9 protein-coding genes are annotated in these 12,811 nt (G+C 70.6%); 3 read left to right on the plus strand and 6 right to left on the minus strand.

Translation table 11 applies throughout. The annotated features are described in order from the left end of the window. Positions 1-201 precede the first annotated feature (201 nt). Entirely contained in the window at positions 202-1,431 is a 1,230-nt protein-coding gene (gene mshC, locus ACZ49J_RS31170) for a cysteine--1-D-myo-inosityl 2-amino-2-deoxy-alpha-D-glucopyranoside ligase (protein ID WP_467453712.1), read from the plus strand. A 241-nt stretch (positions 1,432-1,672) separates the two neighbouring features. Next, a complete protein-coding gene (locus tag ACZ49J_RS31175) occupies positions 1,673-2,647 on the plus strand; it encodes an SMP-30/gluconolactonase/LRE family protein (RefSeq protein WP_467453886.1) in 975 nt (324 codons plus the stop codon). A gap of 170 nt (positions 2,648-2,817) precedes the next feature. Here the strand turns inward: ACZ49J_RS31175 and ACZ49J_RS31180 are convergent, their stop codons facing one another. From ACZ49J_RS31180 to ACZ49J_RS31205, 6 genes are all read right to left on the minus strand, one after another. Beyond that, positions 2,818-3,804, minus strand: a complete 987-nt coding sequence (locus ACZ49J_RS31180; RefSeq protein ID WP_467453710.1) for a PAC2 family protein — start codon at positions 3,802-3,804, stop codon at positions 2,818-2,820. Positions 3,805-3,970: 166 nt separating this feature from the next. Beyond that, a complete protein-coding gene (locus ACZ49J_RS31185; protein ID WP_467453709.1) occupies positions 3,971-4,642 on the minus strand; it encodes a FadR/GntR family transcriptional regulator in 672 nt (223 codons plus the stop codon). Positions 4,643-4,860: 218 nt separating this feature from the next. Next, the gene (locus ACZ49J_RS31190; protein ID WP_467453707.1) at positions 4,861-6,477 is read right to left on the minus strand and encodes a glycerol-3-phosphate dehydrogenase/oxidase; all 1,617 of its coding nucleotides are present in this window, start codon (positions 6,475-6,477) and stop codon (positions 4,861-4,863) included. 8 nt (positions 6,478-6,485) lie between these two features. Beyond that, positions 6,486-8,021 (minus strand): glycerol kinase GlpK, encoded by a 1,536-nt coding sequence (gene glpK, locus ACZ49J_RS31195; RefSeq protein ID WP_467453706.1) that lies wholly within the window; start codon positions 8,019-8,021, stop codon positions 6,486-6,488. Between the two features lie 140 nt (positions 8,022-8,161). After that, positions 8,162-8,956: an MIP/aquaporin family protein gene (locus ACZ49J_RS31200; protein ID WP_467453705.1), complete on the minus strand. Its 795-nt coding sequence runs from the start codon at positions 8,954-8,956 to the stop codon at positions 8,162-8,164. 446 nt (positions 8,957-9,402) lie between these two features. Next, the gene (locus ACZ49J_RS31205; protein ID WP_467453704.1) at positions 9,403-10,167 is read right to left on the minus strand and encodes an IclR family transcriptional regulator; all 765 of its coding nucleotides are present in this window, start codon (positions 10,165-10,167) and stop codon (positions 9,403-9,405) included. 652 nt (positions 10,168-10,819) lie between these two features. On the opposite strand from ACZ49J_RS31205, the gene ACZ49J_RS31210 reads away from it, so the two are divergent. Next, the coding region (locus ACZ49J_RS31210; RefSeq protein WP_467453702.1) for a homocysteine S-methyltransferase family protein at positions 10,820-12,811 on the plus strand (1,992 nt) is incomplete at its 3' end.

Genomic DNA, 12,811 nt, shown 5'->3' on the forward strand with positions numbered 1-12,811 from the left:
GCGTTCGAGGACGAGGACGGAGGCCGATGGCGGGGGTCCGGGGCGCAGCCCCCAGGGATGGGACGGGTAGGGGCGGCGGGGGCGAGGAACCTCCCGAGACAGCAACCATGCACGGCGGCACCCAACGCACAAGACCGCCTTCCCCGCCATCCACCCCCGTCCGGTTCGTATGCGGAACTTCCGTCCGGTTAGGCTCATGACATGCATGCCTGGCCCGCTTCCGATGTCCCCGCCCTGCCTGGCAAGGGCCGCGACCTCCGGATCCACGACACCGCGACCGGTGGTCCCGTCACCCTGGACCCCGGCCCCGTCGCCCGTATCTACGTCTGCGGGATCACTCCCTACGACGCGACCCACATGGGTCACGCGGCGACCTACAACGCGTTCGACCTCGTGCAGCGCGTGTGGCTCGACACCAAGCGGCAGGTCCAGTACGTGCAGAACGTCACGGACGTCGACGATCCGCTGCTGGAGCGAGCGCAGCGCGACGGCGTCGACTGGGCGTCCCTCGCCGAGCAGGAGACCGCCCTCTTCCGCGAGGACATGACCGCCCTGCGCATGCTGCCCCCGCAGCACTACATCGGGGCCGTCGAGGCCATACCCGGGATCGTCCCGCTCGTCGAGCGGCTGCGCGACGCCGGCGCCGCGTACGAGCTCGAAGGGGACGTCTACTTCTCCGTCGAGTCCGACCCGCACTTCGGCAAGGTGTCCAACCTGGACGCCGCCGCGATGCGCCTGCTGTCCGCCGAGCGCGGCGGCGACCCGGACCGGCCGGGCAAGAAGAACCCGCTCGACCCGATGCTGTGGATGGCCGCCCGCGACGGCGAGCCCAGCTGGGACGGAGGCTCGCTCGGCCGTGGCCGGCCCGGCTGGCACATCGAGTGCGTCGCCATCGCCCTCGACCACCTCGGCATGGGCTTCGACATCCAGGGCGGGGGATCGGATCTCGCCTTCCCGCACCACGAGATGGGCGCCTCGCACGCCCAGGCGCTGACCGGCGAGTTCCCCATGGCCAAGGCGTACGTCCACGCCGGGATGGTCGCCCTCGACGGCGAGAAGATGTCGAAGTCGAAGGGCAACCTCGTCTTCGTCTCCAAGCTGCGGCGTGACGGGGTCGATCCCGCGGCCATACGGCTCGCCCTGCACGCCCACCACTACCGAGCCGACTGGGAGTGGACCGACCAGGTCCTCCAGGACGCCGTCGCGCGGCTCGACCGCTGGCGTGCCGCCGTGTCCCGGCCCGACGGCCCGCCCGCCGAGGCGCTGGTCGAGGAGATCCGCGAGGCCCTCGGACACGACCTGGACGCTCCGGCCGCGCTCGCCGCAGTCGACCGCTGGGCCGCCCTGCAGAAGGAGCGGGGCGGTACGGACGAGGGCGCGCCCGGAATCGTCTCGCGCGCGGTCGACGCGTTGCTGGGCGTGGCCCTGTGACGCTGTGACACGTGTGAACCCGGGGCCTCTGTGACGTAACGGCCCCGCAGGGCAAGGGGCGCTTCCCCGCGTCGGGAGGCGCCCCTTTCTGCCGCACGGCGGCCGGGGCCGCCCGGAACCTGTCGAGAGGCTGTCGGACGACCGATAGTTGCTGCGGGGGCACACGGCATGTGATGGGGTGACAGAGGAAGTTGACCGCCCGACCGGCCAACTGCCGGTCCCCACGCGGAAGGACACCGCCGTGGCACCCCCGCACTCTTCCCCCGCACCCCACCTCGGCCGGAGAGGACTGCTCACGGCCGGAGCGGCCACCGCCGGAGCCGTACTCCTCGGATCGCCGGCCGAGGCGGCCCCGCACCCCTCACGGACCACCCCCTCCGTGATCCCGCTGCCGAACGGCTTCCGTCCCGAGGGCATCACGACCGGCGACGGGCCGTACGCCTACCTCGGCTCGCTGGGCGACGGATCGATATACCGCGCCGACCTGCGCACCGGAGAGGGCCGCATCATCTCGACCGGGCCCGGTACGCCGTCGGTCGGACTCAAACTCGACGGCCGGGGGCGGCTGTTCGTCGCCGGGCGCGGTCAGGGCGCCCGCGTGGTCGACGTGCGCACGGGCGCGATCCTCGCCTCGTACACGCTCACCACGGCGACCCCGACGTTCGCCAACGACGTGTTCCTGACTTCGCGTACGGCCTGGTTCACGGACTCCTTCCAGCCCGCGCTGTACGCCCTGCCGCTCGGCCGGGGCGGTGCGCTGCCGCGCCCGGACCAGGTCGTGACGATCGCCCTGAGCGGCGACTGGAGCCAGGTTCCCGGCGAGGTCGTCAACGCCAACGGCATCACTCGCACCCCCGACGGCAAGGCGCTCCTCGTCGTGCAGTCCGGGGTCGGCGGCCTGCACCGCGTCGACCCGAGGACCGGCGTGACCCGGCGCGTCGACCTCGGCGACGCGGCCCCGCTCACCAACGGCGACGGGCTGCTGCTGATCGGGCGGACCCTGTACGTCGTGCAGAACCGCCAGAACGCGATCGACGTGTTCACGCTGACCGCGGACGGCACCAGCGGCGTCTTCGTCAAGCGCGTCACGGACCCCGACTTCGACGTGCCGACCACCGTGGCCGCCTACAAGGGGGCGCTCTACCTGCCCAACGCCCGGTTCACCACCACGCCGACGCCGGACACGACGTACGCCGTCGTCGCCGTGAAGCCCTGATCCGCAGCAGCTCACGAACACCGGGCAGAACACCCGCGGAAGACAACAGGGGCGGTGCGCCGTGCGCACCGCCCCTGTTCCGTGTCTCAGGTGTCTCAGGTGTCTCAGCCGTCTCAGTGACTCGGGTGACTCAGTAGTCTCAGGTGTCTCAGTCGTCAGTCTCAGGTGTCTCAGTCGTCCGTCGACTCGTCGTCGTCTGGCCCCGGCCGCTGCGGCTTCGGGGGACGGGTCCGGCCGCCGGGGTTGTCCCGCAGGTACGAGCCGCTGTCGCTGCCGTCCGCAGTGGCGTGTCCGCCCGCGGCCGGTCCCGGCCCGCCGACGTCCCGTCTGCGCAGATAGCGTTCGAACTCGCGGGCGATGGCCTCACCGGACGCCTCGGGCAGCTCGGCGGTGTCCCGGGCCTCCTCCAGCGTCTGCACGTACTCGGCGACCTCGCTGTCCTCGGCGGCCAGCTGATCCACGCCCACCTGCCACGCGCGCGCGTCCTCGGGCAGCTCGCCCAGCGGGATGCGCACGTCGATGAGGTCCTCCAGACGGTTCAGGAGCGCCAGCGTGGCCTTCGGGTTCGGCGGCTGCGACACGTAGTGCGGGACCGCCGCCCACAGCGACACGGCGGGGACGCCCGCGTGCGTGCACGCCTCCTGGAGGATGCCGACGATGCCCGTGGGGCCCTCGTACTTGGTCTCCTCCAGGTCCATCCGCCGGGCCAGGTCCGCGTCCGACGTGACCCCGCTGACCGGTACCGGACGCGTGTGCGGGGTGTCGCCGAGCAGGGCGCCCAGGATGACCACCAGTTCCACGCCCAGCTCATGGGCGAAGCCCAGCAGTTCGTTGCAGAACGAGCGCCACCGCATGGACGGTTCGATACCGCGGACCAGCACCAGGTCACGGGGCTTCTGGCCGCCGACCCGGACCACCGACAGCCTGGTCGTCGGCCAAGTGATCTTGCGTACGCCGGCGTCCATCCACACCGTGGGGCGGTTGACCTGGAAGTCGTAGTAGTCCTCGGCGTCCAGCGCCGCGAACACCTCGCCCTTCCACTCCTTGTCCAGATGCGCGACCGCGGTGGAGGCGGCGTCGCCGGCATCGTTCCAGCCCTCGAACGCGGCCACCATGACCGGGTCGATCAGCTCGGGAACCCCCTCGAGCTCGATCACCCAGCGCCTCCTTCCGACGTGCCCCTCGCTTACGTCCCAACCTTACGGCGTGCTGCGGGGGCCTCCGCAGCCCCCTTGCACGGGGGAGTGAACGGATCACTGCCCCGTTCGCCACCCGGAAACACCCGCCGGGCAGCCGAGTGTCGACCGGGGTTCACGGGGCGGTTCACAGAGTCGAGCGCAGCCACTGCTCCACCGACGCGATGTGGACCGTGGCCCACGAGCGGGCCGCCTCCCCGTCGCGGTCACGGAGCGCGGCGAGGATCATGCGGTGCTCGTGCAGGGTGCGGCTGACCGCGTCCTCCTGGGTGAGACCGCGCCAGATACGGGCCCGCGTCGTGGGACCGGAGAGCCCGTCCAGCAGGGAGCAGAGCACCGAGTTGCCGGAGCTCTGCACGATGCCCCGGTGGAAGTCCAGGTCGCAGGCCACGAGCTCCTCCACGGACGGCGCCTCGCCCAGCTTGTCCAACTGGGCGCTCAGCGCGTCCAGCTGCTGCTCACTGATGCGGGAGGCCGCCATCGCCGTGGCCGCCGGCTCCAGGATGCGCCGCACCGCGAGGAACTCCAGGACCGTGTCGTCGCGGTGGAAGTCGACGACGAAGCTCAGCGCCTCCAGCAGCAGCTGCGGGTCCAGGCTCGTGACGTACGTGCCGTCGCCCTGCCGTACGTCCAGGATGCGGATCAGCGACAGGGCCCGCACCGCCTCGCGCAGCGAGTTGCGGGACAGCCCGAGCTCTGACGCGAGCTCGCTCTCCTTGGGCAGGCGGTCGCCGGGGCGCAGCGCGCCGGAGACGATCATTCCCTTGATCTTCTCGATCGCCTCGTCGGTGACCGCCATGGCGTGCCTCCCTGTCGCTCAGACATCCGATGTCTCAGCACATTATGCGCGTTGAGCAGGCTGAACGGGATATTCCTCTCGGTGCGCACTGCTGCCCGGCGCCAACACGCAGTGAGGCGCGACCACTTGCCGGCACCGACGGACCAGTACGTACGAGGCGTTACCCGCGAAGAGGGGCGGCCCCGACCGGGAACCGCCCCTCACGACACCGCACGCGCCTACTTCTTGTCCAGCAGGTCCTGCACCTTGCTGCGGACGTCGTCCGAGTCGAGGCCCCGGATCGTCAGCGTCGTACGGCGGCGCAGCACGTCGTCCGCGGTCTCGGCCCATTCGTTGTCCCGGGCGTAGACGACCTGCGCCCAGATCTCCGGCGCGTCCGGGTGCACCCGCTCGGCCAGCGTGGGGTCGTCGTTGGCGAGGCGGGCGATGTCGAAGGCCAGCGAACCGTAGTGCGTGGCCAGGTGCCGGGCCGTGTCGGGCGCCATGCGCGGGCCGGGTGCCGGACGGTCGACCAGGAGCCGGTGGGCGACCGCGCGCGGATTGGCGACACCCGGCAGCGGCAGCCTCTTCGGGAGCGAGGCGATGGGCTCGAAGTCCTCGCCCAGCGGCCGCCCCGGCAGAGCCTGAAGCTTCTTCATGACCGTACGGCCGATGTGCCGGAAGGTGGTCCACTTGCCGCCCGCGACCGAGAGCATCCCGCCCCGGCCCTCCGTCACGACTGTCTCCCGCTTGGCCTTCGACGTGTCACCGGGACCGCCCGGCAGCACCCGCAGACCGGCGAAGGCGTACGTCATCAGATCACGCGAGAGCTGCTGGTCGCGGACCGAGAACGCGGCCTCGTCGAGTATCTGCGCGATGTCCTTCTCGGTGACCGCGACATCGGCCGGGTCACCCGTGTACTCCTCGTCCGTGGTGCCGAGCAGCAGCATGTCCTCCCAGGGGAGGGCGAAGGTGATGCGGTACTTGTCGATGGGGGTCGCCAGCGCGGCCTTCCACGGGGAGGTGCGCTTCAGGACCAGGTGCGCGCCCTTGGACAGGCGGATGGAGGGCGCCGCGTCCGGGTTCTCCATCCGGCGCAGGTGGTCGACCCACGGACCGGTCGCGTTCAGCACCAGCCGGGCGTTGACGCCGAACTCGTCGCCCGACAGACGGTCCCTGAGCTCCGCGCCCGTGACCCGGCCCCGGGTGAAGCGCAGTCCCGTGACCTCGGCATGGTTGAGGACGACGGCGCCCGCCTCGACGGCCGCGCGGACCGTCATCAGCGCCATCCGGGAGTCGTTCATCTGGTCGTCGCCGTACACGGCCACGGCCCTGAGGTTCTCGGTGCGCAGCTCGGGCACGTCCTGCGCGGCCTTCGCCGGCGACAGCAGGTGCCCGACACCGTCACCGAACGCCGACAGCGCGGAGTAGGCGAACACGCCCGCCCCGAGCTTCGCCGCGCCGTGCGGCCCGCCCTTGTACACGGGGAGGTAGAACGTGAGCGGGTTCGCCAGATGGGGGGCCACCTGACGGGAGACCGCACGGCGCTCGAAGTGGTTCTCCGCCACCAGCTTCACCGCGCCGGTCTGCAGGTAGCGCAGACCGCCGTGGAGCAGCTTGGAGGAGGCGGACGAGGTGGCGCCGGCGAAGTCACCGGCGTCGACCAGCGCCACCCTGAGCCCCGACTGCGCGGCGTGCCAGGCGGTGGAGATGCCCAGGATGCCGCCGCCGATGACGAGGAGGTCGTACGACGCCCTGGCGAGCTGCTCCCGGGCCTCGGCGCGGGTCGGGTTCGAGCCGGAGGCCGGGCGCGTGCCCAGGGCGGGCAGGGTCTGCAGGGTGGACTGACTGGTCATGCGGTTTCTTACTCCTCGTCCTCGAGCCAGCCCATGGTCCGCTCGACGGCCTTGAGCCAGCTCTTGTACTCACGGTCGCGGATTTCCGCGTCCATGCGGGGGGTCCACTCGGCGGCCCGGCGCCAGTTGCGGCGCAGGTCGTCGGTGCTCGTCCAGAAGCCGACGGCGAGACCGGCGGCGTAGGCCGCGCCGAGGCAGGTGGTCTCGGCGACCATCGGGCGCACCACAGGGGCGTCCAGGAAGTCCGAGAGCGTCTGCATCAGCAGGTTGTTGGAGGTCATGCCGCCGTCGACCTTGAGCGCCGAGAGCTCGACGCCGGAGTCCTTCGTCATGGCGTCGGTGATCTCACGGGTCTGCCAGGCGGTGGCCTCCAGGACGGCGCGCGCGAGGTGCGCCTTGGTGACGTACCGGGTCAGGCCGGCGATCACACCGCGGGCGTCGGAGCGCCAGTACGGGGCGAACAGGCCGGAGAAGGCCGGTACGAAGTACGCGCCGCCGTTGTCCTCGACCGAGAGCGCCAGCGTCTCGATCTCGGCGGCGGTGGAGATCAGGCCCATCTGGTCGCGCATCCACTGCACCAGCGAACCGGTGACGGCGATCGAGCCCTCCAGGGCGTAGACCGGCTTCTCGTCGCCGATCCGGTAGCCCACGGTGGTCAGCAGCCCGCTGTACGAGTTGATGATCTTCTCACCGGTGTTCATCAGCATGAAGGTGCCGGTGCCGTACGTGGACTTGGCCTCGCCCTCGGCGAAACAGGTCTGGCCGAACAGGGCCGCCTGCTGGTCGCCGAGCGCGGAGGCGACCGGGATGCCACCGAGCAGGTCGCCGAGCTTGCCGCCGGTGATCTCGCCGTACACCTCCGCGGAGGAGCGGATCTCGGGCAGCATCTGCTGCGGCACGCCGATGGAGGCGCAGATCTTGTCGTCCCACTCCATGGTGTGGAGGTTCATCAGCAGGGTGCGGGAGGCGTTGGTGACGTCGGTGACGTGACGGCCGCCGTTGACACCGCCCGTCAGGTTCCAGATGACCCAGCTGTCCATCGTGCCGAACAGGATGTCCCCGGCCTCGGCGCGCTCGCGCAGGCCCTCGACGTTGTCCAGCAGCCAGCGGGCCTTGGGGCCGGCGAAGTACGACGCGAGGGGAAGTCCGGTCTCGCGGCGGAAGCGGTCCTGGCCGACGTTGCGGCCGAGGTCCTTGCAGAGCGCGTCGGTGCGGGTGTCCTGCCAGACGATGGCGTTGTGGACGGGCTCACCGGTGTTCTTGTCCCACAGGAGAGTGGTCTCCCGCTGGTTGGTGATGCCGATGGCCTTGATGTCGTCACGGGTGATGCCGGCCTTCTCGATGGCCCCGGCGACGACCTCCTGGACGTTGGTCCAGATCTCGGTGGCGTTGTGCTCGACCCAGCCCGGCTTGGGGAAGATCTGCTCGTGCTCCTTCTGGTCGACGGAGACGATGCGGCCGTCACGGTCGAAGACGATGCAACGGGACGAGGTCGTGCCCTGGTCGATGGCGGCGATGAACGGGCCGGCGTGGGCGTCGGTCACGGTGTGCTCCTGAGAATTCTGTGGACAAGCGGCGGTCGGTACGGCGCGATGCTCATGTGCGGAACGCTTTGGTGCGGAACGCTTGTACGCGGAAGGCTTGCGCGCGGAATGCTGTCAGCGATCCGGCGGGCGTGGTGCCGTTACGCGAAGGCGACGTTGTAGATGCCTGCGGCGATCGCGCCGCCGATCAGCGGGCCGACCACGGGGATCCAGGCGTAGCTCCAGTCCGAGCCGCCCTTGTTGGGCAGCGGCAGCAGGGCGTGCGTGATCCGGGGGCCGAGGTCACGGGCCGGGTTGATCGCGTATCCGGTCGGGCCGCCGAGCGAGAGGCCGATGGACACGACCACGAGGGCGGTGATCAGGGCGCCCAGCGTGCCGAGGCCCTTGCCGCTGTCGTTCAGGCCCTGGGTGAGCACCGCGAGGACGAGCACCACGGTGCCGATGATCTCGGTGGCCAGGTTCTGCACCACGTTCCGGATCTCGGGGCCGGTGGAGAAGATGCCGAGCACCGGACCCGCGCCGGCCTCCCGCGCCTCCACGGCCTTGGCCTTGGTGGCCTGCGCGCCCGGACCGCCCACGATCTCCTTGTCGGTGAGGTGCGCGTGGAACTGTCCGTAGTACGCGACCCAGACCAGCGCGGCACCGATCATGGCGCCCAGCATCTGGCCCGCCCAATAGGTCGGGACGTTGCTCCAGTCGCCGTCCTTGATCGCGATGGCGAGGGTCACGGCGGGGTTCAGATGGGCACCCGACAGCGGCGCCGAGGTGTAGACCGCCGTCAGAACGGCGAAACCCCACCCGAAGGTGATGGCGAGCCAACCGGCGTTGCGGGCCTTGGAGGCCTTGAGCGTGACGGCGGCGCAGACGCCCGCGCCGAGCAGGATGAGTATGGCGGTACCGATGGTCTCGCCGATGAAGATGTCGGAGCTGGACACCCGCGACTCCTTTGTCCTTCGTCCAGGGGAAGGCGAACCCCGGGTCCCTCCGGTGGTTCGCGCCCTCGGGTGAGGGCGATGCCGGCCCTTGGCGTTGCCACACTCTAGCGCGTATTGCCGGTTAGTGTTCGACAATGCCGACCGATGGACGGGAGTCTTGCTCCGGCTCCACCTGCACGTCAAGGGGTCCGTTATCGAAAACGCGATCGTTATCGATCGCGGAACGGGGCATCGGCGATTGACGATCTTCCGCTGGTCGCGGCGCGGGCGGTGCGGTGGGGTGCCGGGTGCGCCCGTGCTTTTCAGGGGGGCTGTGTTTGATACGCGGCTCCGCCGCGTGGGCGCGACCGGCCACAGTGAACCCGCAGCCGACCGCGGACAGAACCGACACGGGCCGGGACGTCCGCATGACGTCCCGGCCCGTGTCGTACGCACGCCCCGCGCGGTCAGAACCGCGCCGCGCCCAGATCCCGGGACACCGCGCGGGCGCAATCCCGCACCGCCGCGATCAGCTCCGGCCGCACCTCGCCGTCCCGGCACACCCGCTCCACGGCGCCGGTGATGCCGACCGCGCCCACCGGCATGCGGCGCCGGTCGTGGATGGGCGCGGCGATGGACGCCACGCCCTCCCAGGTCTCCTCGATGTCGGCCGCGTACCCACGGGCGCGCGTGATGTCCAGGACGGCCTCGAACTCGCCCAGTTCACTGATCGTCCGGTCCGTGAAAGCCTTCCGGTGGCCCTCCACGACCTCGCTGTGCGCCACCGGGTCGTACGCCGAGAGCACCTTGCCCAGTGCCGTGGAGTGCAGCGGCTGCATGGCCCCGATCTCCAGGACCTGCCGGCTGTCGTCGGGCCGGAAGACGTGGTGCACGATCAGCACGCCCTGCTGGTGCAGCACCCCGAGGTAGACGCTCTCCCCGCTGGAGCGGGCCAGGTCGTCGGTCCACACCAGGGCACGCGCCCGCAGCTCGTGCACGTCGAGGTATGTCGTGCCCAGGCGGAGCAGTTCCGCGCCCAGCTGGTAGCGCCCGGAGGCGTCGTCCTGCTCGACGAAGCCCTCCTGCTGGAGGGTGCGCAGTATGCCGTGGGCCGTGCCCTTGGCGAGGCCCAGCGACGAGGCGATGTCCGAGAGGCCGAGTCGTCGCTCGCCGCCCGCGAGCAACCGCAGCATCGCGGCCGCCCGTTCGAGCGACTGGATGTTCCGTGCCATCGCCGTCCTGCCTCCGTCCCCTGCGCCATCGGTGCGCGGCTCCACTGACACCGTTCGGCAATGTCGAACACTACCTGTCGCCCGCGATCCGCCGCTAATGGCGGTCACCACCTTTTCGCCAGATCGCCCCCCGACGGGCCCGGCACGTTCACGCGCGCCGTCGGAGTAAACCGCATGTCGCGGCGGTCGTGTGCGCATATGGCACTGGTTGGGCTCGCATGTCGCAATGAGCGCGGGTTCGTGCGGCGAAGGCGTGGCCTGCGTGTCGCGGCGGGTGTGGATGCGTGTCGCGAGGGTGGATCCGTGTCGCGGGGGTGTGCTCGGCATGTCGCGACGGGCGTGCGTCCATGCAGCGCCGGCCTGAGCGCGCCTCTGGCGGAGGCGTTGGGCTCGGTCGCGAGGGTCTGGGCCAGGGGTGGCACCTCACGCCGGTGCGGACCCGTCACTGGCCAGGAGCAGCAGTTCAAGCCACGCGGGTGTGGGCCCCAGGGGTCGCCGCCGGCCTGGGCCCCCCGTGCCCCGGCGGGCCGCCACGTTCGTCCGTCCCGTGGACGCCCTGACCGGGCGCACCCGCTCCGGGCTACCCTGGCCGGGTGCGTCTTCCGCGAGGAGGCGCAAAGCCGACAGCCGTCGCACTCCAGGGAGCACCTTCATGGCCTCGTTGCCGAACCCGTCCCCTACGTCCGCCGCTTCCGACAGCCGGACCCGATCCGACGCACTCCGTCATGCCCTGGCCACCCGCGTGGTGGTCGCCGACGGCGCGATGGGCACGATGCTCCAGGCCCAGGAACCGACGCTCGAGGACTTCGAGAACCTCGAGGGCTGCAACGAGATCCTGAACCTCACCCGCCCCGACATCGTGCGCTCGGTGCACGCGGAGTACTTCGCGGTGGGCGTGGACTGCGTGGAGACGAACACCTTCGGGGCGAACTTCTCCGCCCTCGGCGAGTACGACATCTCCGAGCGCGTGTACGAACTGTCCGAGGCGGGCGCCCGCATCGCCCGCGAGGTCGCCGACGAGTTCACGGCGTCGACCGGGCAGCAGCGCTGGGTACTGGGCTCCATGGGTCCCGGCACCAAGCTGCCGACGCTGGGCCACGCCCCGTACACGACCCTGCGCGACGCCTACCAGCAGAACGCCGAGGGCATGATCGCGGGCGGCGCCGACGCGCTGCTGGTGGAGACCACCCAGGACCTGCTCCAGACCAAGGCGGCCGTGCTCGGCGCCCGCCGCGCCCTGGAGAACTCCGGCCTGAACCTGCCGCTGATCGTGTCGGTGACCGTGGAGACGACCGGCACGATGCTGCTCGGCTCCGAGATCGGCGCCGCCCTGACGGCCCTGGAGCCGCTCGGCATCGACATGATCGGCCTGAACTGCGCCACCGGCCCGGCCGAGATGAGCGAGCACCTTCGCTATCTGGCCCGCCACTCCCGCATCCCGCTGTCCTGCATGCCCAACGCCGGCCTCCCGGTGCTCGGCAAGGACGGCGCGCACTACCCGCTGACGGCGCCCGAACTCGCCGACGCCCAGGAGACCTTCGTCAACGAGTACGGCCTCTCCCTCGTCGGCGGCTGCTGCGGCACCACCCCCGAGCACCTGCGCCAGGTCGTGGAGCGGGTGCGCGAACTCACGCCGGCACCGCGCGATCCCCGGCCCGAGCCCGGTGCCGCCTCCCTGTACCAGTCGGTGCCGTTCCGTCAGGACACGTCGTATCTGGCGATCGGGGAGCGGACGAACGCCAACGGCAGCAAGAAGTTCCGTGAGGCCATGCTGGAGGGCCGCTGGGACGACTGTGTGGAGATGGCCCGGGAGCAGATCCGTGAGGGGGCGCACATGCTGGACCTGTGCGTGGACTACGTGGGCCGGGACGGCGTCGCCGACATGCAGGAACTCGCCGGCCGGTTCGCCACCGCCTCCACCCTGCCGATCGTGCTGGACTCCACCGAGGTGGACGTCATCGAGGCGGGCCTGGAGAAGCTCGGCGGCCGTGCGGTCATCAACTCCGTCAACTACGAGGACGGTGACGGCCCCGAGTCCCGCTTCGCTAAGGTCACCAAGCTCGCCAGGGAGCACGGTGCCGCACTGATCGCGCTCACCATCGACGAGGAGGGCCAGGCCCGCACCCCGGAGAAGAAGGTCGAGATCGCCGAACGGCTGATCGAGGACCTGACGGGCAACTGGGGCATCCACGAGTCGGACATCCTCATCGACACCCTGACCTTCACCATCTGCACCGGTCAGGAGGAGTCCCGCAAGGACGGCATCGCCACCATCGAGGCGATCCGTGAGCTGAAGCGCCGTCACCCCGACGTGCAGACCACCCTTGGTCTGTCGAACATCTCGTTCGGCCTCAACCCGGCCGCCCGCATCCTGCTGAACTCCGTGTTCCTGGACGAGTGCGTGAAGGCGGGGCTGGACTCGGCGATCGTGCACGCCTCGAAGATCCTGCCGATCGCCCGGTTCAGCGAGGAGGAGGTCGCCACGGCCCTCGACCTGATCTACGACCGCCGTGGCGAGGGCTATGACCCGCTGCAGAAGCTGATGCAGCTGTTCGAGGGCGCCACCGCGAAGTCGCTGAAGGCGGGCAAGGCCGAGGAGCTGGCGGCGCTGCCGCTGGAGGAGCGTTTGAAGCGGCGCATCATC

Source organism: Streptomyces sp. NPDC030840 (assembly GCF_055572015.1).